General features: G+C 72.4%; 19 protein-coding genes. 14 read left to right on the top strand and 5 right to left on the bottom strand.

Annotated features, from left to right (window positions below; genetic code table 11):
• The first annotated feature begins 23 nt into the window (after positions 1-23).
• The 4 genes from ACN9MM_RS01845 (at position 24) to ACN9MM_RS01860 (ending at position 4977) form a co-directional block, all read left to right on the top strand.
• Positions 24-1472, top strand: coding sequence for an amidase (locus ACN9MM_RS01845; RefSeq protein ID WP_426361970.1), 1449 nt, complete (start codon positions 24-26; stop codon positions 1470-1472).
• Positions 1469-2806 carry a hypothetical protein gene (locus ACN9MM_RS01850; RefSeq protein WP_426361971.1) on the top strand — a complete coding sequence of 446 codons (1338 nt, stop codon included), beginning with the start codon at positions 1469-1471 and terminating at the stop codon, positions 2804-2806. Before ACN9MM_RS01845 ends, ACN9MM_RS01850 begins: the two co-directional genes overlap by 4 nt.
• Positions 2803-4440 (top strand): HAL/PAL/TAL family ammonia-lyase, encoded by a 1638-nt coding sequence (locus tag ACN9MM_RS01855; protein ID WP_426361972.1) that lies wholly within the window; start codon positions 2803-2805, stop codon positions 4438-4440. Before ACN9MM_RS01850 ends, ACN9MM_RS01855 begins: the two co-directional genes overlap by 4 nt.
• Positions 4441-4515: 75 nt before the next feature.
• Positions 4516-4977, top strand: a complete 462-nt coding sequence (locus tag ACN9MM_RS01860) for a pyridoxamine 5'-phosphate oxidase family protein (RefSeq protein WP_426361973.1) — start codon at positions 4516-4518, stop codon at positions 4975-4977.
• A gap of 31 nt (positions 4978-5008) precedes the next feature.
• Here ACN9MM_RS01860 and ACN9MM_RS01865 read toward each other — a convergent pair whose 3' ends face one another.
• Positions 5009-5578, bottom strand: coding sequence for a TetR/AcrR family transcriptional regulator (locus ACN9MM_RS01865; protein ID WP_426361974.1), 570 nt, complete (start codon positions 5576-5578; stop codon positions 5009-5011).
• 92 nt (positions 5579-5670) lie between these two features.
• Here ACN9MM_RS01865 and ACN9MM_RS01870 point away from each other — a divergent pair, with 92 nt between their 5' ends.
• Both ACN9MM_RS01870 and ACN9MM_RS01875 read left to right on the top strand, forming a co-directional pair.
• The gene (locus tag ACN9MM_RS01870; RefSeq protein WP_426361975.1) at positions 5671-6795 is read left to right on the top strand and encodes an alpha/beta hydrolase; all 1125 of its coding nucleotides are present in this window, start codon (positions 5671-5673) and stop codon (positions 6793-6795) included.
• 73 nt (positions 6796-6868) lie between these two features.
• Positions 6869-7345 (top strand): hypothetical protein, encoded by a 477-nt coding sequence (locus ACN9MM_RS01875; protein WP_426361976.1) that lies wholly within the window; start codon positions 6869-6871, stop codon positions 7343-7345.
• Positions 7346-8402: 1057 nt separating this feature from the next.
• Here ACN9MM_RS01875 and ACN9MM_RS01880 read toward each other — a convergent pair.
• Positions 8403-8615 (bottom strand): hypothetical protein, encoded by a 213-nt coding sequence (locus ACN9MM_RS01880; protein ID WP_426361977.1) that lies wholly within the window; start codon positions 8613-8615, stop codon positions 8403-8405.
• 399 nt (positions 8616-9014) lie between these two features.
• Positions 9015-9614: a TetR/AcrR family transcriptional regulator gene (locus ACN9MM_RS01885; RefSeq protein WP_426361978.1), complete on the bottom strand. Its 600-nt coding sequence runs from the start codon at positions 9612-9614 to the stop codon at positions 9015-9017.
• Between the two features lie 59 nt (positions 9615-9673).
• Here ACN9MM_RS01885 and ACN9MM_RS01890 point away from each other — a divergent pair, with 59 nt between their 5' ends.
• The 6 genes from ACN9MM_RS01890 (at position 9674) to ACN9MM_RS01915 (ending at position 15129) form a co-directional block, all read left to right on the top strand.
• Positions 9674-10504, top strand: a complete 831-nt coding sequence (locus ACN9MM_RS01890; RefSeq protein ID WP_426361979.1) for a class I SAM-dependent methyltransferase — start codon at positions 9674-9676, stop codon at positions 10502-10504.
• Between the two features lie 267 nt (positions 10505-10771).
• Positions 10772-12379, top strand: a complete 1608-nt coding sequence (locus ACN9MM_RS01895) for an NUDIX domain-containing protein (protein ID WP_426361980.1) — start codon at positions 10772-10774, stop codon at positions 12377-12379.
• Positions 12376-12792 carry a class I SAM-dependent methyltransferase gene (locus tag ACN9MM_RS01900; RefSeq protein WP_426361981.1) on the top strand — a complete coding sequence of 139 codons (417 nt, stop codon included), beginning with the start codon at positions 12376-12378 and terminating at the stop codon, positions 12790-12792. The genes ACN9MM_RS01895 and ACN9MM_RS01900 overlap by 4 nt, the downstream gene beginning before the upstream one ends.
• The gene (locus ACN9MM_RS01905) at positions 12771-13154 is read left to right on the top strand and encodes a hypothetical protein (protein ID WP_426361982.1); all 384 of its coding nucleotides are present in this window, start codon (positions 12771-12773) and stop codon (positions 13152-13154) included. The genes ACN9MM_RS01900 and ACN9MM_RS01905 overlap by 22 nt, the downstream gene beginning before the upstream one ends.
• A 51-nt stretch (positions 13155-13205) precedes the next feature.
• Positions 13206-14381 carry a protein-L-isoaspartate O-methyltransferase family protein gene (locus tag ACN9MM_RS01910; RefSeq protein WP_426361983.1) on the top strand — a complete coding sequence of 392 codons (1176 nt, stop codon included), beginning with the start codon at positions 13206-13208 and terminating at the stop codon, positions 14379-14381.
• Between the two features lie 145 nt (positions 14382-14526).
• Complete coding sequence (locus tag ACN9MM_RS01915; RefSeq protein ID WP_426361984.1) at positions 14527-15129, top strand: NAD-dependent epimerase/dehydratase family protein; 603 nt, start codon at positions 14527-14529, stop codon at positions 15127-15129.
• A 68-nt stretch (positions 15130-15197) separates the two neighbouring features.
• On the opposite strand, the gene ACN9MM_RS01920 is transcribed toward ACN9MM_RS01915, so the two are convergent.
• Positions 15198-16787 carry an MDR family MFS transporter gene (locus ACN9MM_RS01920; protein ID WP_426361985.1) on the bottom strand — a complete coding sequence of 530 codons (1590 nt, stop codon included), beginning with the start codon at positions 16785-16787 and terminating at the stop codon, positions 15198-15200.
• A 161-nt stretch (positions 16788-16948) separates the two neighbouring features.
• Entirely contained in the window at positions 16949-17716 is a 768-nt protein-coding gene (locus ACN9MM_RS01925) for a TetR/AcrR family transcriptional regulator (protein ID WP_426361986.1), read from the bottom strand.
• 241 nt (positions 17717-17957) lie between these two features.
• Here ACN9MM_RS01925 and ACN9MM_RS01930 point away from each other — a divergent pair, with 241 nt between their 5' ends.
• A complete protein-coding gene (locus ACN9MM_RS01930; RefSeq protein ID WP_426361987.1) occupies positions 17958-19091 on the top strand; it encodes a DUF5954 family protein in 1134 nt (377 codons plus the stop codon).
• A 38-nt stretch (positions 19092-19129) separates the two neighbouring features.
• Complete coding sequence (locus ACN9MM_RS01935; RefSeq protein ID WP_426361988.1) at positions 19130-19321, top strand: hypothetical protein; 192 nt, start codon at positions 19130-19132, stop codon at positions 19319-19321.
• Positions 19322-19349: the final 28 nt, after the last annotated feature.

The raw sequence follows: 19349 nt of genomic DNA on the forward strand, positions 1-19349 counted from the left end.
CGGGGGAAGGAGCCCGTCCCGTCATGCCGCACACCACGGCGATACAACCCGGCATTCCCCACCCCTCCTCCCCGACGGCCTTCGCTCCCGCACCTCCTGCGGCGACGCCACCGCCCGGGCCCGCCGAGGGGCTCCCCCGCTCGCTGGCCCTGCCCCTGGCGGAGAGGGCCCGGCTCCTCGCGATCGGCGAGCTCAACCCGGTGACCTGGCGTGCCGAGGCGAACGCGTGGGCGCGCACCGCGGACGAGCGCTACCGCGCCACCACCGCACTGCGGGCGCTGCGGCCGACCGACGGCGACATCCGACTCGGCGTCAAGGACATGGTGGACGTGGCGGGCTTCGCGACCCGCCTCGGCCTGCGCCGCCACCGGCACCATCCCGACAGAACCGCCCCCGTCGTACAGCAGCTGCGGGGCGTGGCGGCCATCGCCAAGCTGGTGACGCCCGAGCTGGGCATCGGGCTGGAGCACGGGTGCCGCAACCCCGCGTTCCCTCACCTCGGAGCTTCGGGGTCCAGCACCGGGAGCGCGGTCGCGGTCGCCTCCCACCTCACCGACATCGCCCTGGGCACGGACACCGTCGCATCGATCCGCATGCCCGCCGCCGCCTGTGGGGTGGTGGGGCTGCGCACCACGTACCGGCCGCACCTCATGGAGGGCGTGTTCCCGTTGTCCCCGCTTCTGGACGCGTGCGGCTGGTTCGCCCGGACCGCGGACGACCTCGCGTACTTCTGGGACCGCTCGGGGCTCGCCGGCCGGACGTCCGTGCCACCGGCCACGTACGGGAGGACGTACCGGGTCGGCGTCGTGCGGGAGGCGCTCGACGGTCCGAACGCCTCCCCGGTACGCGACGGGCTCGACACCTTCCTCGGCATGCTCTCGGACGCGGGCCACGAGCTCGTACCGCTGCGGCTCGGCGCGCTGTGGGAGCAGCGCGCGGCGGTGTACGAGCTCTGCGCGTACGAGGCGTGGCACACGTACGAGCGGTGGCGGGGGCGGTTCGACGACGAGCTCGCCCCGGCCACGCGGCTGGCGCTGGAGGCCGGTGCGGACATCGGTCCGAGCCGGTACCGGGAGATCCGGGCCGCGTTGGAGCACGACCGCGGGCGCGTCGGCGGTAGGTTCGCCGCGCAGGATGTGGACGTCTGGCTGATGCCGGTGGCTCCGGGGCTGCCGCGGCCGGCCGGGGCACCGGCCGGGCCGGTCTCCGCCGTGCCCCGGCCCGGCGAGCCGGACTTCGAGCAGCGTGTCGGGTACTGCCCTCTGGCCGCCTGGGCGGGCCTGCCGGCCCTCGCGTTCCCGGTCGCCGTGGACCCGGTGCACGGGGCGCCGGTCGCACTCCAGGCCGTCGGCCCGGCGGGCAGCGAGGCCGAACTGATCCGGTTCGGCCGGCAGGCGGCGCGCCTGATCGCCCGGATGGAGCGGATGCCGCGTGCCCACGCACCCGCGCGGACCGGACGGACGGCCTCGTGACGGCGGCCTCTCCCGCACCGGTCGGCCCCAGGACCGGCGGCGGGGTCCGGGCGGTCGGGGCGGAGCCGTCCGGGGCCGGGCCGTTCCTCGCCGTCTGGACACCCGGCATCGTGACCGTGATCGGCACCGGCCTGAGCGTCTTCGCCCTGAGCTGGTGGATCAGCAGGGCCCCCGACGGCGGGGCGCGCCTGGGCACGGTCGTCGGTGTCGCCAGCGCGGTCTCGCTGCTCGGCGTCACGGTGCTGGCCGGGGTCCTCGACGCGGCCGACCGCAGGCGGAGCCTGGTCGTTCTGCTGGTGGCCCTCCTGATACCGACGGCCGCGCTCGTCGCCGTACTGGCTCTGCGTCCGACCGGTGCCACCGTCGTCGTGGCCGGCGTGTGTTACGTCGCCGTCCAGTCGCTCCAGCAGCTCTACACGGCGGCGATGGAGAACACCGGCGCCGACCTGGCGCCCGCGTCGTGGCCCGAGGCCCGTACCGCCCTGCTGACGCAGATCCACACCCAGGTGTCCCGGGCCGTGGCACCGCTGGTGGCCGGCGGACTCCTGGCACTGCACCTGCTTCCCGTGGTCCCCGTCGTCGCGGCGGGCTGCGTGCTGGCGGCGCTCGCCGCCGTGTACCGGTTCCGGCGCCACATCGACGGCCTGACCCCGCCCGCGCCACGACGGGCGACCAAGGGCGGGCGTTCCGGCGGCGTGCGGCCGCTGCGGAACGTGCTGCGGGACGCCGCGGGTTCGGTGCGGCTCATCCGGAGTCACCGCGAGCTCGGCTTCCTGGTCTGGTTCGGCGCCCTCGCCAACCTGATCGTGTTTCCCTTCTACTCGGTGCTGCCCGCCTTCAACGCGGAGTACGGCCTGTCCGCGGCCGCGCAGGCAGGTCTCTACAGCGCCTCGTCCTCGGCCTACGGCCTGGGGATGCTGGCCGGGGCGCTGGTACTGGTGCGGATGCGGCGCTCCGGAAGCACGGCGGGCAGTCTGCGCGCGGCGGCGCTCGCGCTCGCCGCGATCTGCGGAACGCTCCTGATCACCACGGTGGTTCGCTGGCCGGGCGCGGTCGTGGTGGCCATGGCGGTGACGGGGGCGCTCTTCGCGGTCCTCGTGGCGGTCGGCGGCGCGATCTGGCTGCGGCTGACTCCGGCGGCGATCCGGGTGCGTGTCTTCAGCCTTCGCCGGCTCACCGTGTTCGCCACCATCCCCCTGGGGTCGCTCCTCATCGGTTTCGGCGGCTCCCTGGTCGGCTACCGGGAGTTCACCCGGGGCCTCGCGCTCTTCGTCCTGGCCGCGCTCGGCGCGCTGTGGGGCCGCTTCCGGCCGGGCCTGAGGAAGGCTTCATGACGACACACCACGCTCCCGCGCAGGAGGAGTCGACGGGCGCGGGCGCCGTCACCCTGGACGGTTCGTCGCTCGGCATCGCCGACGTCGTACGCCTCGCCCGGCCCGGTCCCGGCGCGCCCTCCGTACCCGTGGTCCTCTCCCCCGAGGCCGTCGACAGGTCGCTGCGCAGCGTCCGGATGCGGGACGCGCTCCTTGCGCGGGGTGCCCCCGTCTACGGTGTGACCACCGGGTTCGGGGGCAGTGCGGACATGCGGATCGGCCCGGAGGGAGCCGCCGAGACCCAGCGCAACCTGATCATGTACCACCTGAACGGGGTGGGCCCGTACGCGCCGCCCGAGGTCGTCCGCGCGACACTCCTCATCCGGGCCAACTGCCTCGCGCGCGGCGACTCCGCGATCAGGCCGCTGGTGATCGAGCGACTGCTCCGGCACCTGGCCACCGACGTGCTCCCCCGTGTCCCGGAACGCGGCTCGCTCGGCGCGAGCGGCGATCTCGTGCCCCTGTGTTACGTCGCCGCCGCCCTCCTCGGCGTCGGAGAGACCCAGGTCGACGGCCGGACCGTGCCGCTGGCGGCCGCGCAGCGGGCGGCCGGGCTCGCCCCGCTGGAGCTGGAAGCGAAGGAAGGGCTCGCGCTGATCAACGGCACGGCCTTCACCACGGCGTTCGCGGCCCTCGCCGTGCACGACGCCGCGCGTCTCGCCGCCGCCGCGGAGATCACCACGGCGCTGGCCTGCGAGGCGCTCACCGGGAACGCCTCGCACTTCGACGAGTTCATCCAGCGCGCCAAGCCGCATCCGGGCCAGGGGACGTCCGCCGCCATGATCCGCCGGGTGCTGAGCGGCTCTCGACTGACGACCACGTACGAAGAACTCGCTGCCGGGGAAGGGGCGTTGACCGGAAGCGGGGTGACGCGGCAGGCGCGGCGCATCCAGGACCCGTACTCCCTGCGCTGCGCACCGCAGGTCATCGGTGTCCTCCGGTCCACGCTGGAGTGGGCGGATCCGTGGATCACCACGGAGATGAACTCCTCCACCGACAATCCGCTGTTCTCACCCGACGACGAGCGCCTGCACCACGGCGGCAACTTCTACGCCGGTCATGTCGGGCAGGCGATGGACTCGCTGAAGCTCGCCGTGTCCAACGTCGGCGACCTCCTCGACCGGCAGCTCGCCCTGCTCGTGGACGAGCGGTTCAGCCTGGGTCTTCCGGCCAACCTCGTCCCGCCGGGTCCCAGGACCCGGGCCGGGCTGCATCACGGCTTCAAGGGCATGCAGATCGCCGCTTCGGCGGTCACGGCGGAAGCGCTGAAACTGGCGGGCCCCGCGAGTGTCTTCTCGCGGTCGACGGAGGCCCACAACCAGGACAAGGTGAGCATGGCGACGATCGCCGCGCGCGAGGCCCGTACGGTCGTGGAACTGACCCGGCAGGTCACGGCGATCACGCTCCTCGCGTCGGTCCAGGCCCTGGAACTGCGCGGGTTGCACCGCGCGAGCCCGGCCGCCCGCCGCGTCCACGCCCTGGTGCGGGCGGACGTCCCGTTCACCGACCACGACCGCCGCATGGACCACGACATCGCGTACGCCGCGGGTCTCCTCCTCCACGGCACGCTGGCGGAGGCGGCGTTCGGGGCGTGACGGCGGCGGTCCGTCTCCGGGCTTAGGACCTGCGCCCCATGCGCGGCGGGAACCTGCTGGCTAGGGTCGGATCCCATGCAAGGTACAGAGATCGTTCGCCGCGACGCGGCGGAGCGCAGGCGGGACACCCTGGAACGGCTCGGCTCGGAGCGCGACATCTGGGTGTCGACGTCCCACCCCGACCACGGCCCGCATCAGGTTCCCCTGTGGTTCGTCTGGGACGGGCAGGCGGCATGGATGTGCACCGGCGCGAAGTCCGCGACCGTGCGCAACGCCCGCGAGGAACCGCGCGTACGGCTGGCGCTGCCGGACGCCCTGGACGTGGTGCTGCTGCAGGGGGAGGCGACGTGCTTCCCCGCGCGGGAGGTGCCGCAGAAGGCCGCGGACGCGTTCACGGGCAAGTTCGGCTGGGACCCCCGCCAGGAGGACGCCCCCCACGTGTACCTGCGCGTGACACCGCGGACGGTCCGCGTCTGGCGCGGAGTACCGGAACTACGCGACAGGGTCGTGATGCGCGACGGGGTGTGGCTGGGGTAGCACCGGGGCCGGTGCCGGCGAGGCGGCGGCGTCACGCCGTGTCGCCGTAGACCGTGTTCAAGAGGTCCTCGACGAAGGCGTCGAGGTCGTCGAGGCCGGCCGCCGCGCGCGTGGCGGGGGCCGTCGCCACCAGGTGAGGGAGCGCGGCGTGCAGGGCCATCGTGACGGTGGCCGCGCGCTGCGGAGTGACGGGCAGGCCGGCGCTTCTCTGGGCGTGCTCGAAGTACACGAAGTCGGCGGCCGCGAAGCCGTCCAGCGCTTCCGCCAGCCACGGCGTCCGCGCCGCCTCGCGCTGGAGCTCCAGGAGCGCGACCACCCGCACGCGGCCGGGTCCCTTGACGTGTTCCAGGAGGGTGCGCAGCAGCGCGGTCAGGCCCGCCCGGTCGTCGGGCGCGGGCCTGGGGATGGCCGCGTACAGCTCGATGATGCGCTCCGCACCGGCCCGCAGCAGCGCGTCCCTGGTGGGGAAGTAGTTCTTGGTCGTGCCCAGGGGCACGTCCGCCGCGGCGTCGACGGCCCGGTGCGTCAGACCCCGGCTGCCGGATTCCGCCAGTACGCCGATGGCCGCATCGCCCAGGCGATCCCGTCTTTCCTGATTCACGTACCCAAAATACCCCATCCGTGGTACCACAGATGGGGTACCACGGATGGGGTACATGTGGACGGGAGCCGGCGTCGAACGGGGTGGTTCTGGTGGCTGTGGGTTATCTGGTGACCGTGGTGCTCGCGGCGCTGATCACGGTGTTCTGTCTGGTCCGCATCCGCGGGCCGCGACCTCTCTTCTTCTTCAGTTACCGCCTCGGTCTCGTCTTCAACGAGATGCCGCTCGTCGTCATCTACGGCCTGGCGGCGTCGACAGCCCTGGCCTTCGCGGAGGGCGACATCTCCACGGGCGCCGACCGGGTCGCCGCCGGTGCGGCCGCGGTCTCGGCCGCCGGCCTCGCCGTGGTCGCACGGCGCGGGATGCGCACGGCGCCCGTGGTCAGGCTCGCCCTGGACGAGGGGCTCGGCGCCGGGACGGGGACGCGCCGCCGACCGCCGCTGGCCCGCATCCTCCTCAGGCCGTTCCTCCGCAGGCGCGGCGACGTCAAGCGGGTGGGCGACCTCGGCTACGGGGACGCGGGCCGCCGCAACCTCCTCGACGTCTACCACCACCGCGCACGTCCCGAGGGCGGCTCCGTACTGATCCACTTCCACGGCGGCCACTTCGACCAAGGCCGGAAGAACACCCAGTCGCTGCCCCTGCTCTACCGGCTCGCGAGCCAGGGCTGGGTCTGCATCAGCGCCAACTACCGCCTGCGGCCCGCCTTCTCGCACCCGGACCACCTGATCGACGCGAAGAAGGTCATCGCCTGGGCCCGCGCACACGCCCATGAGTACGGTGCGGACCCCGCGGCGGCGGTGTTCGTCTCGGGGAGTTCCGCGGGCGGGCACATGGCGGCGCTCGCCGCCCTCACCCCCGACGACCCCGTCTATCAGCCGGGATTCGAGGACGCGGACACCTCCGTGGCCGGCGTCATCGCGCTGAACGGCTATCTCGGTGTGTACTTCGACGGGGATCCCGCCTCCTCGCCGGTGAACCTCGTCCGGGCGGACGCGCCCCCGTTCCTGATCGCGCACGGCGATCTGGACGAGCTGGTGGACACCGAGAACCCCAGGGCGCTCGTCACCGCCCTGCGCTCGGTCTCCACCTCGCCGGTGGTGTACGTCGAACTCCCCGGCGGGCACCACGCCTTCGACCTGTTCCACTCCTTCCGCTTCGAGGCGCTCATCGACGGTATCGAGGACTTCACCGCGTGGGTGAAGGCGAACCCGTGAGACGTGATCATCCGAGGATCGTGCGGAGCGCCCATCAGGGCCGACGGCACGGGGGGTCATGGGGATGCGACGGGTGGCGGCCACGGCATGCGCGCTGTTCCTGGGGGCGGCCGCGATCGCGTGGTGGCAGTACCGGGACCCCGCTCCGTACACCCTGCGCGCATCCCCCGCGGTGACCGTCACCGTCCGCCCCGCCGAATCGGAGTACCCCGACGCCGAGGAGGTCGCCGGCGAGGCGGAACTCCTCATCAGGGCCTACGTCCAGCGCCTCGCCGCCGGCGACGCCGCCGGCCTGGCCGACCTCGGCGCCCCCTGGTACACCGGCAGGCGGAAGGCCGCCGAAGACCTCGTCGCCGACTACCGGGCCGTCGCGGAGCAGCCCGTCGACGCGATCGTCGACGATCCGGCCGTGCCCTGTCTCGCCGTCGCCGACATCCTCTTCACCGGCGGCAAGCGGCAGACGCTGTACCTGACACGCGCCGACGGTGTGTGGTGGATCGAACTCGGCGAGGGCGACCCCGTCGGCCCCGGAGAGGCCTGCGCCACATGATCACCCGGCCCGTTGGCGGAGTCGGAAGGGTGCAACGGGACGGGTCCGGCGTCAGTGGAGCTGCCACCACGAGACGATGACGGCCGGGGGCCGGAGAAGGCCGGCAGGACGAGACCGCCGAAGATCCCGATCCCGGGGTCCTCACTGAAGTCCTCCGGATCGCGGGGTCGTCACACGCTGATCGTCCTCGGGGGCGTGTACGCGTCGATGGGGGCGTGCGACTGCATTGGACCGTGACGCCGACGACGGTGCTCAGCCACATCGCCATCAGATCCCCCACAGGGCCGGCATCCTGGACTCCCTGGCAACCACCACCGGCGTTTCGGCCAACACCGCTCAACGGGCCTCCTGTTGCCGGAGGCGGGTCGATGCATCCCGCATGCTCCGCCACGCGCGGAATCCCGGGGTTCCGAGGGCGACCGAAACACATGTGTTCGATATCCCTACGGTCTCGTTGAACCTCACGACCACGCCGGACAACCGTCAGGGAGACCAACGTTGAACTCGGCCGCCGCCCCAGCACACCAGACCGCCGCCGCGCCACCGCCCCCTCCACCTGCGGAGATCACGTACAGCGGGCAGTACTCCGTCAATCCGCTAGCCGGTCCGAGAACCCGTCCTCCGCGTATGCGTACGCTTCCACCCGGACCAGCAGCGCAGGGACGGCTCCGCGCAGCCGGTCACCGCTCGGCACGGAGCAGGGACGCCGCGAGCCTGACCTCGGGCAGTGGGCCGTCGAGTGGAGCCGGCTCCCGGCCGCGAACCGGGTCAGGACGACCATCGCGTCCGCTCGCACCGCCGGGGTGGGATCAGGCCAGATCGTCCGGGTACGGGGCCTCGGACCCCTGACCTGCCAGTTCATCGCCGCCCAGGACTGGCTCACCGTCTACCAGCTACCCGCGTACGCGCATCAGCTGAGGAGCGCGGACCATGAGAGCCCCGGCCGAACTGGACCGCGTCCAGAATCCACGAGCTCTACGGCAACATCTACCACCAGGGCACTGGGGACTCCGCGGCCGCACGCCCGTCGTCCGGGTATGGCTGCCTCGGGGCTGCCTCAGACGCCTGGCTTCACCGTCGGCACGACTGCAGGGCCGGGAACGAACAGATACAGATGGCAGGGGGTATGCCGGGCCGAGATGCCGCACAGGGTCCCGCGCGCGCCCACCGCGTGCTCGACGCCGGGAACGCCGTTCACCTCGCAGGCACCGAATCGGGCCGGCTCCCGCGCTGTTGCGAACGACCAGCCATCGTTCGGGGCATCGATCACGCGCATGAGGATGCCACAGACCTCCCTCGCCTGACCTTGATCACCGACATCGCGCGTTCAACCTGAGGAGCAGTGTCGGTCGACCTCTACCAGTCGGCCGACAGTCTTCCGGGTCGCGCCTGCCGGCAAAGAAGTGGGGGCATCGCGATCCGCCCGAACAGCGCCATCGGCAACCCGTTCGCGCTCCTGCCGGACGCATCGGCCCCAGACGCGTCGATGGCAGCCATCAGCAACGTCCGCAACTGCGTCGAACGCCTCAGACGCCTGGTCCGACTGCCCGGCCAACGAACCAGCCCCTCGCAGCCACCCCCGCGGGGATCGCTCTCACCCACCAATCGGAGCACCTGCCCAGCCTCTTGGACGCAGCGCAGTGCTCCGTCACCTGACCAGCGGCCCGACCTACGACTGGGGTGGTCGCAAGGCGCCGGCGAGGACCGTGGTCACCATCTTGCGGAGGGCGGTGCTCCGTGGCGGGGTGCTTGTCCGGTCGGCGAACAGCAGGTGTCCGGCCCCGACGAGGGTGGGGGCGAGGGTGTCGATGTCGGCGTCACCGGCCAGGCGCCCCGACTCCCGCTCGGCGGTGAGGTACGCGGCGATCATGGCGGTGCCCTGCACGGCCAGTGGGATGCCGGTCAGACCGGCCTCGCGCAGCCGGGCGCGGAGGCCGTCGCGGAAGGTGATGAGCGCGACGATCGCCACCGTGACCGGCCCGAACAGGTCCTGCAGCGCGTCGGTGAGGTTGTCCACCACACTCCCGGTCCCGGCGGCCGCGCGCAGCGTCGCGGTGTGGTCCTCGATGCCGCGGACGCGGTCGAGGACGAGTTCCGCCAGGAAGCCGTCGAAGTCGTCGAAGTGCCGGTGCAGCACACCCTTGGCGCAGTTCGCCTCCTCCGTGACCGCCCTGCTGGTCAACGCGTCGGGCCCGCCCCGAAGCAGGACGCGCTCGGCGGCTTCGAACAACTGGCCGCGCACGTTGTGGATGTGCACCCCTGACGGCATCGTCTCCCTTTCCGTCGCCCCGCCTTAACAAGTGGGCAGCCGCCCATTAGTGTGGGCGCATGCCCACTTTATCGCAGGGACAGCCGGACCCGTCCGGCCCCGAGCCCCACCGCCACCGGCAGACGGCCGAGTCGTTCGGCGTGGACGCCGCACGCTACGACCGCGCCCGACCGCCGTACCCCCAGGCCCTGGTGGACGGGATCGTCGCGGCGAGCCCCGGCCGGCACATCCTCGACGTCGGAGCCGGGACCGGCATCGAGGCCCGGCAGTTCCAGGCGGCCGGCTGCACGGTGCTCGGTGTCGAGCCCGACGAGCGGATGGCCGCCTTCGCGCGACGCAGCCGCATCGAGGTCGAGATCGCGAGGTTCGAGGACTGGCAGCCGGCCGGGCGGCAGTTCGACGCGGTCATCGCCGGCACCGCCTGGCACTGGGTGGACCCCGTCGCCGGCGCGGCCAAGGCGGCCCAGGTGCTCAGGCCCGGCGGCCGACTCGCCCCCTTCCACCACGTCCCCCAGCTCCCGGCCGAGGTGATCGACGCCCTCGCCGAAGCACTCCAACGGGTCGCCCCCGATTCCCCGTTCAACCCCGGCCTGCTCAGAGACCCGGCCGTGGACGCCTACCAGCCACTGTTCGCGAGAATCGCCGACGGGATCCGGCAGGCCCGCAGCTTCAGCGAGCCGGAACAGTGGCACTTCGCCTGGGAGCGCACCTACTCCCGAGAGGAGTGGCTCGACCAGCTCCCCACCTTCGGCGGCCTCACCCAACTCCCCGCAGACAAGATGGCGGAGGTCCTGGACAGCGCCGGGACCGCGATCGACAGGCTCGGTGGCCACGCCACCATGCCCTACACATCCGTCGTGATCACCGCTACCCGCTCCCCTACGGCCTGACCACAGCGAACGGCGGGCGTCGCCGAGCACGAGCAGACTCATGAGCTCGGCGACGCCCCCGGGAGGCGGGAAAGGTTCTCCGACTTGGTGCACCGGACCTCAGCCCGACGGTCCGTCCCAGCGGCCACACGATGGCCGAAGGCCAGCCGATCGGCCCACTGCTGACGCACCATGGAATCCGGAGTCCCAGCAGGACCCACTGCCGACGGAGCGGCTCGACCTACACCCACCCGTCCCGCGACGGGCAGGCAACGCCAAGGAGGAACCGTGCTCCCATCCCCCACCACCGCCGATGACCGCGTCTCCACCGCACGGGCCGCCGCCACCTCGTTCGTCACGACGTCGGGTCCCGGTACCGGCACGCGCCCGTCCCGCGACCACCTGCGCTCCACCGTCGCCGAGTACCTCGCCCGGCACCCCGTCGAGCGCGACGCGCTCTCCGGGCTCCTCGCCGCGCTCGAAGGGGAAGAGGACCCGACGCACCGTGCCTCGCTGCCCGGCCACATCACGTGCTGCGGTGTCGTCATCGACGCCGACGGGCAGGTCCTGCACGTCGAGCACAAGGCCTCCGGGCTGCTGCTCACCCCAGGCGGCCACGTCGAGGCCGGGGACGCCACCCTCCTCGCGGCCGCGCTGCGGGAGATCGCCGAGGAGACCGGCATCCCGCCCACGGGCCTCGTCCTCACGCCGGAGTTCGGGCGCACGCCGATCGACGTCGACGTCCACCGGATCGAGGCCGACGAGGCGAAGGGGGAAGGTCCCCATGAGCACTACGACTTCCGCTTCGCGTTCCGTCTGGCGGCGGCCGACGGCCCCGACCTCGTACTCCAGGAAGAGGAGGTCTCGGGGGCCGTCTGGCTGCCGCAGCACGAGGTCCGGTCGCCGACCCTGCGCGCGAAGCTCCACGACGCCGCCCTGGAGGGGACGGTCGCACCCGTGAACGCGAGCGCCGTGATCCACGACGGACAGGGACGCTACCTGCTGCACCTGCGGGACGTGAAGCCCGGAATCTGGGCACCGGGATGCTGGGACCTGCTCGGCGGCGGCAGGGAGCCGGAGGACGCGACCCCGCTCGACACTGTCGTCCGCGAGCTGCGCGAAGAGGCCGGACTGGAGATCCCCGACCTCCAGCCGTACGCGGTCGACCACGTGACCGGCACCGACGGAACCCTCGTCCCCGTGCAGCTGTTCACCGGCGAATGGCACGGTGACCCCGGCACACTGACGTTGACCGAGGGCCAACTCCTCGCCTGGCGAAGCCCTGAGCAGCTGCCGTACCTGACGATGCTCCCCTCCACCCGGCAACTGCTCGAACGGCACGCCGCCGAACGCCTCGCCTGGCACGCCGCCGAACGCCTCGCCTGCCACACGGACGACACCGTCAGTACAGCCGGCGCCCGGTGGGCGAGGACCGTGGTCGCGTCAGCGCCGCCCGGCACCGAGCCTCACATCGTCGGCGTCCACCTCGTCCTCGAACAGGACGGCAAGGTCCTGCTGGGCCTGCGTCATCCCGACTCGGCGTACGCGGGCGGGATGTGGCACGTCCTCGCGGGTCACTGCGAGTACGAGTCGGCGACGGCGTGCCTGGTACGTGAGGCATATGAGGAGGCGGGGCTGGTCATCAGGCAGGACGATCTCACCCTCGTCCACACCGTGCACGCCGTCGACCGCCCCGGTGACCGGCCCAGGATCCAGCTCTTCTTCCGCGCACGCGCCTGGGAGGGCACGCCCGAGCTGCGGGAACCGGACAAGACCGTCTCCTGGCGGTACGAGGACGTCGACGGCCTGCCGGACGCGATCGTCCCCTACACCCGGGCGGCGCTCGAAGGCATCCGGGCCGGCCGCCCCTACACGGAGATGGGGTGGTCCCGGTGACCGGCTTCTCCGCCGTCGGCGCCGCCTACGCCGAGCACTCCGGCAGCCCCCGGGGCCTGCTGCGCCACGACCTCGTGGAGCGCCGCCTGCGCACCGAACTGCCCGCGTCACCCGCACGGATCCTCGACGTGGGCTGCGGGACCGGCGAGATGACGATCCGGCTCGCCGCCGCAGGACACCGGGTGACCGCTGTCGACCCCGACCCCCGCATGCTGGCGATCACGGCCGGACGGCTCACGGCCCTGCCGGAGCTCCGCGAGCGCGTGGAGCTGGTCGAGGCCGGGATCGACGGCCTCTCCCTCGGCCGTGAGGCGTTCGACGGGGTCTGCTGCCACGGCGTGCTGATGTACCTGGACGAACCGGTGAGGCGCTCGCCCGGCTGGCCGGACACGTGGCACCCGGCGGTCTGCTGAGCGTCCTCGCCAAGAACCGCCGGGCCATCGGGGTACGCGAGGCCCTGGCCGGTGACCACGCGAGCGCGCACCGGCTCATCGCGTCGGGAGCGGAGACCAGTCCCGGCAACCTCGGTCTGGAGACCCGCGGCGACACCGCCGAAGCCCTCGACGCGCTCGCGGCCGGGCACGGGCTCACGCCGCTGCCCTGGCAGGGCGTGCGGATCTTCCACGACCACCTCGACGACACCTGGGCCCCGGGAAGGGCCGCGTACGAAGCGGCGCTCGAACTCGAATGGACGGCCTCCTGGCGCAGCCCGTACAGGGACATCGGCCGCCTCGTCCACACCGTGGCACGCAGGCCGGAACGGAGCCGACCGTGACGCTCACCGGCATCCCCCGTGACACGTCGTCACCCGCGAAGGGCGGCCCTCATGTCCCCTGACCTCCGGCTCGCCGCGACGGGCGGACGTCGTGCCGCCATGGTCGACCGCCTGACCTCCTCAGAGGCCCTGACCGACCCCCTGTTGCGCGACGCACTGCTCCGTGTGCCCCGCGAGGTGCTGCTGCCGCACGCCTACGTCCGGGTCAGCGGCCCGGGCGCGGATCCGATCGACTGGCGCCTCCTCGACGGCTCCCACCCCGACGACCGGGAGGAGTGGCTCGACCTGATCCACAGCGACGATTCGATCCTGCTCCAGCGCGACGGCGAGCGCCTCGGCTCTCTCGGCCGTGGTCCGGTGACCGGCGGCCACATGACCTCGATGTCCACGTTCACCCCCGCCACCGTCGAAGCCCTCCAGGAGCTGGGACTCGCGCCGGGTCGGCGCTACCTGGAGCTGGGGCCCGGGCCGGGGGTCTCGCTCGCGCTCGCCGCCACCGTCACCGGCTCCGGACTCGCGGTCGGCGTGGAGCGGGACGGGCCCATGGCGGCCTTCGCGCGGCGGAACCTCGACCGACTCGGCGTCGGTGCGAAGGTGGTCGAGGGTGACGCGCTCGCCGGGCACGAGCACCGGGCCCCGTACGACCTCATCCACTCCGGCATCGGGGTGCCGTGCGTCCCACCGGCGTGGGTGGAGCAGCTGGCGTCCGGGGGAAGACTGCTCACGACCCGGACGCCGAGCTGGCCCGGCCGACTCCTCGTCACCCGCGCCGACTCCGGCCGGATCGAAGCCGTGCTGCGAGGCCGGCCGCGCGGATACCGGCCGATGCTCGGTTACGCGTGGCTCAGCGCCCTGGGTCACCGCGCCCGGATCGAGGCCGACCCCGGCACGGTGCGGCCCACCCGGCTCGCGCCGCTCGCGGACGACGCGTACGGCTTCTGGCTCGCCGCCGCCCATCTCGCTCCGGGTCTCGTGCGGGACTTCCAGGCGAGGACGATGACGATCGTCGCGCCGGAGGACGACTCCTGGGCCGTGGCCGGCCCCGGCGACGGGACCGTCCGCGTCCACGGCCGGCGCGACGTCTGGGCCGAACTCGAGACGGTGCACGCCCTCTGGGTGCGGGCCGGCCACCCGGAGACGTACCGAGTCGACCTCTCCGACGGCACGGGCACCCAGGCCGTGACCTCCGGCACGGGGCCGACGGCGCTGCACTGGTCACTGCAGTAGCCAGGAACCGGCCACGAGCGCACAGGTGTGGGCTCCCCCGCCTTCCCCGCACCACTGCCGTCCTGCCTCAGGTCCGACGACAGTCCGCCGCACAGAGGGACTTCCTTCTCGGCGAATCCGCACGAAGGGTGGCAAACCACTGTTAGTGTCGGGCGCCTGCCGGGCCCGTACGCGTGCGGCGTGTCCGGTTCGCGTCCACCTCGCGGTCTCCCTGCGGTACTTCAACCCGATCGGCTGCGACCCCGACCTCCGTTCGGGCCTCCAGGTCAGGCAGCCCACCCACGCCCTCGGCGTCATGATCGACGCCTTTCAGGCGGGCCGGGCGTTCCCCGTCACGGGTACCGACTGGGAGACCCGCGACGGCTCCGGCATCCGTGACTACGTCCACGTCCACGATCTCGCCCGTGCCCACGTCGCCGCCCTCCGCCGCCTCGACACCATCACGTCGAGCGACGCGTCGTACCGCGCCATCAATCTGGGCTCCGGCACGGGCACCACCGTCTTCGAGCTGATCAAGGCGTTCGAGAGCGTCACCGGCAAGCCGCTTGCCACCGAGCGGGCGGACCGCCGCCCCGGCGACAACGCCGGTGCCTACCCGGACGTCTCCCTCGCCCGCGAACTCCTCGACTGGGAACCCGCCCTCACCGTCGAGCACGGCATCGCCGACTCGCTGGCCTGGTACGCCCGCCGCGACGTCGTCCTCTCCGATGCGGCGGCCGCGCACGAAGAAGGCCTCTCCCGCCCCTGAAGGGCGGGAGAGGCCGTGTCCGTACGAGGCCGCCGCGTGTGTCCCGGCGACCTCGTCGCCCGGATGCGTCAGCCGGCTTCGACAGGCTGCGCCGGGGCACCGGCGGATCCTACGGACCCGCCGGCCGCATCAGTCCCGTCCGTCTCGTCGGCGAGCCGCTGAAGACCGCTGGTGGTCTTCAGCGGCTTCTCCTTGACGAAGACGACACAGACCAGTGCGAGCAGGGCGAACGGGGCCGCGACGAGGAAGATCTCGCCCGTGGCGACGCCGTACGCGCTCTCCACGATCTCGCGGATCGGGGCGGGGAGGGTCGCCATGTCCGGCATCGCGCCGTGTCCGGCCCCGCCTCCGCCTGCGGGGACTCCGGCGTCGGCGAGCCCCTTGGTGATCTCCGATGCGACGCGGTTGGCCAGGATGGCGCCGAGCACGCTGGTGCCGATGGTGCCGCCCAGGCTGCGGAAGAAGGAGAGGACGGAGGTGGCGGCGCCCAGTTCGGAGGCCGCCACGTCGTTCTGGGCGGCCAGGACCAGGTTCTGCATCAGCATGCCGACGCCGACGCCCATGACGGCCATGTAGACGCTGGTCAGACCGAAGCTCGTGTCGGAGCCGATCGTGGAGAGGAGACCGAGACCGGCCGTCATCGTGGCGCCGCCGGCCACCAGGTAGGCCTTCCACCGGCCGGTCTTGCTGATGATCTGGCCGGCGATGGTGGAGGAGAGCAGGAGCCCCATGATCATGGGCAGGCTCATGAGGCCGGCGACCGTCGGGGACTTGCCCAGGGAGATCTGGAAGTACTGCGAGAGGAAGACGGTGCCGCCGAACATCGCGAGGCCGACGAAGAGGCTGGCGACGGTGGTGAGCGCCACGGTGCGGTTGCGGAAGATGCCGAGCGGGATGATCGGCTCCGGAACCCTGGACTCGACGAACACCGCCGCGACGAGCAGCACCAGTCCGCCGCCGGTCAGGGCCGCGGTCTGCCAGGAGGCCCAGTCGAAGCTGTTGCCGGCGAGCGAGACCCAGATGAGCAGCGCGCACACGCCGGCGACGATCAGGAAGGCGCCGAGGTAGTCGATCTTCGCCTCGCGGCGGGTCGTGGGCAGCTTCAGCGTCCGCTGGAGGAGCACGATGGCGAGCAGGGCGAACGGGACGCCGATGAAGAAGCACCAGCGCCAGCCCAGCCAGGAGGTGTCCACGAGGACACCTCCGATGAGCGGTCCGGCGACGGTGCCGACGGCGAAGACGGCGCCGAATATACCGGCGTACTTGCCGAGCCTGCGCGGCGGGATGATCGCCGCCATCACGACCTGCGCGAGGGCGGTCAGACCGCCGGCGCCGATGCCCTGGGCGACACGGCTGAAGATCAGCAGCCCGACTTCGTGGGAGAACCCGGCGACGAGGGAGCCGACCACGAACAGGCCGAGGGAGATCTGGAGGAGCAGCTTCTGGTTGTAGAGGTCGGCCAGCTTGCCCCACAGCGGCACCGTCGCCGTCATGGCGAGCAGCTCGGCGGTGACGACCCAGGTGTACGAGGACTGGCTCGCCCCGAGGTCGGCGATGATCCGGGGCAGCGCGTTGGCGACCACGGTGCCGGCCAGGATGGAGACGAACATGCCCGCCATCAGGCCGGACATGGCTTGGAGTATCTGACGGTCGGACATGGATGCGGGGGCCGCCTCGGCCGGCGCCGCTGGTGATTTCACAGCTTCTCTCTCAGTGTTCGTGGGTCGCCGGACCGCGTGCGTCGTCGTACGAGCGGCGGGCGGCGGTGCTTCCCGGGGGGGGAAGCGTTCGATGGGCGGGTGGGACGGGGGCCGACCGGTCAGCGCGCTTCGGATCCGGCGGGTGCGTCGGCCTTGCCGTCTCCGTCGGTTCCGTCGGCTCCGCCGGTTCCGCCGAGCGGCGCGGGTGGCGCGGGGAGACCGGCGGCAAGGTGCTGGAACGTCTCGCGGAAGACGTCCGCGAAGGCGACCTCGTCCTGCCGGACGGACCAGTGCTCGACGGCGATGCGGACGGCCGTCGTACCGACGGCGGCGAGCAGGCGGGGATACAGCCCCAGCGCCCGCCGGCGCTTCTGGTCCTCGTCGGCGTCGAGTGAGGCGTCGAGTGAGGGACGGCCCTCGGCGAAGAGCGGTGAGCCGGCTCCGATGCGTTCGGCGAGCGTCTCGGCGAGGCCGACCTCGTCCGTGAGGTGGGCGCCGATGGTTCGCGCGAGCAACTGGGGTGTCCGGCGCAGGACTTCGGCGTGCAGCTGCCACAGCTCGCGTTGCTGCTCGATCTCCCCGAGCTCGGCCGCCAGGGCGTCGCGGAGGACCTCCAGGGGGGTGAGCTCGGCGGGTGCGGCGAGCACGGCACGCCGGACGCGGTCGCTGGAATCCGCGCCGATCATGACGAAGACCTCGTCGCGGGAGTCGAAGTAGTTGAAGAACGTGCGCGTGGAGACGCCCGCCGACGCGCTGATGGCGTCGACGGTGACGTTCTCGACGCCGTGCTCGGCCGCGAGACGCACCGCCGCCTCCACCAACGCGGCCCGGGTCGCCCGCTTCTTGCGCTCTCTGAGCCCGCCCGACGCAGGGCCTGCTTCTGCCATACATGCATGTTACGCAAAAATGCACGGTCTGCAAAAATCTGCCCATCGGGGCCTACGCGGTTCCGGAGTGCGGGCGCTGACACGGTGCGACGGGCGTGTCAGGCGTCAGGCGTGTCAGGCGTGTCAGGCGTGTCAGGCGTGTCAGGCGTGTCAGGCGTGTCAGGCGTGTCAGGCGGCATCTTTCGGCGGATGATCCGGTGAAACCATGAGACGAGCGCCTGGCGGCCGCAAGGATGGCCGCATGGACCAAGAGGACGTGAATCCGGAGGGCTGCGACGTGGTGGTGAGGGTCCCCGTCGAGCCGGTCGAGGCCGCCATGGAGGCCGATGCCCGTGACGCGGCGCTGCACAACAGCACTTTGGCCGTACGAGGCCCTCTGTTCGGGGTGGCCGCGCAGGGCGCCGGGGACGGGCGTCGGTGGCGGGTGGTCGTCGAGGTCACGCACGCCTGTCCGCAAGAAGCCCGCGACGGGCTGAACTCGCTGCTCTGGTACCGGGCGAAGGACGAGGCCGGGGACCGGGCGGAGAGACGGGCTCTGCTCGCGGCGGTCGCCCGGTTGGAGCGCGAGTGCGTCGACGAGCTCACCGTGCTCGGTACCCGCTTCCGCGTGGTGCGGGCCGAGGAGTACGCGGGCATGGACGTCCACGGTGACATCGAGATGCCGCGGCCGACCGACCCCGAACCTCCCGTCCCCGACTGGGGTCGCGGCGCGGGTGGCCCGAAGATCGACGACGGACTGGTGCTGGACCCGGACGCACCGCTCTCCCCCGTCCAGGCGGCGGAGATGCTGTCGTTGCGGTCCCTGGTCTACACCGGGAGCAGGTTCCCCCACCGCGTACTGCGCGACTCCGAGCGCGCCCGCGACAGCCACCCCGACGTCTTGCTCATGCCCGCCGTGTTCCGGATCGTGGAGCGGTCCGGCAGCGGGCCCTGGACACCGGGCAGCGGCCTGCACGCCACCGCCCACGACGCACGTCGGACCCTGGACTTCTCCCTGGTCTGGTGGGAACCGCGCTCGCGCGGATTGATCTCCCAGGACTCCGCGGAGGACTTCCTCACGCCCCGCGACGCACGCACCCTGGTCGCCGGTGGCACCCACCCCGCCGTCGCGGAGCTCGCGGTGTACGCCGAAGCCGCCGACCGGCTCCGCGCGGAGCGGCTCGACCAGGTCGAGGTCCACGGGACCACCTCCCGGATCGGCCGCACCCGCCGCCTGCTGCGCTGGGGTCCCGACGGGCCGGAGGGGCCGCGGCCTTCCGACATCGACAACCACGCCCCGAGTGCCATGCACCCGCCCCTCGACGAGGACGGCCGGGTCCTCCCCGAAGAGCCCGAGGAGCCCCGGGGGCCCGAGGAGGGCGACGCGGATTCGTGACCCGGTGGATTGTCAGTGGTCCCCCCTACGGTGACACCATGCCGACGCCCGCTGGGCTCCCCCGTCCCACCCCCACAGCTCCCTTGATCAACGCGCGCATCCGGGAACTCATGGAACAGCCGCGCAGCGAGTGGCGCACCACCGAGTACCGGCGCCTGCTGACGCTGTGGGCCAGGACGAGCGAGGGGGTCCCCGGCCGGCAGGGCCCGGAGTTCGTGACCGCGGCGTAGGGGCTCAGTTGCCGACGAACGTGCGGCG

Origin of the sequence: Streptomyces sp. E-08 (assembly GCF_049913095.1) — a bacterium.
GTDB lineage: Bacteria > Actinomycetota > Actinomycetes > Streptomycetales > Streptomycetaceae > Streptomyces.

Bases quoted from the DNA above. Each gene is read 5' to 3' on its own strand.
- ACN9MM_RS01860 (WP_426361973.1), top strand. From the start codon at position 4,516: ATGCAAGGTACAGAGATCGTTCGCCGCGACGCGGCGGAGCGCAGGCGG.
- ACN9MM_RS01885 (WP_426361978.1), bottom strand. From the start codon at position 9,614: ATGCCGTCAGGGGTGCACATCCACAACGTGCGCGGCCAGTTGTTCGAA.
- ACN9MM_RS01935 (WP_426361988.1), top strand. From the start codon at position 19,130: ATGCCGACGCCCGCTGGGCTCCCCCGTCCCACCCCCACAGCTCCCTTG.
- ACN9MM_RS01845 (WP_426361970.1), top strand. From the start codon at position 24: ATGCCGCACACCACGGCGATACAACCCGGCATTCCCCACCCCTCCTCC.
- ACN9MM_RS01890 (WP_426361979.1), top strand. From the start codon at position 9,674: ATGCCCACTTTATCGCAGGGACAGCCGGACCCGTCCGGCCCCGAGCCC.
- ACN9MM_RS01855 (WP_426361972.1), top strand. From the start codon at position 2,803: ATGACGACACACCACGCTCCCGCGCAGGAGGAGTCGACGGGCGCGGGC.
- ACN9MM_RS01925 (WP_426361986.1), bottom strand. From the start codon at position 17,716: ATGGCAGAAGCAGGCCCTGCGTCGGGCGGGCTCAGAGAGCGCAAGAAG.
- ACN9MM_RS01930 (WP_426361987.1), top strand. From the start codon at position 17,958: ATGGACCAAGAGGACGTGAATCCGGAGGGCTGCGACGTGGTGGTGAGG.
- ACN9MM_RS01920 (WP_426361985.1), bottom strand. From the start codon at position 16,787: ATGTCCGACCGTCAGATACTCCAAGCCATGTCCGGCCTGATGGCGGGC.
- ACN9MM_RS01910 (WP_426361983.1), top strand. From the start codon at position 13,206: ATGTCCCCTGACCTCCGGCTCGCCGCGACGGGCGGACGTCGTGCCGCC.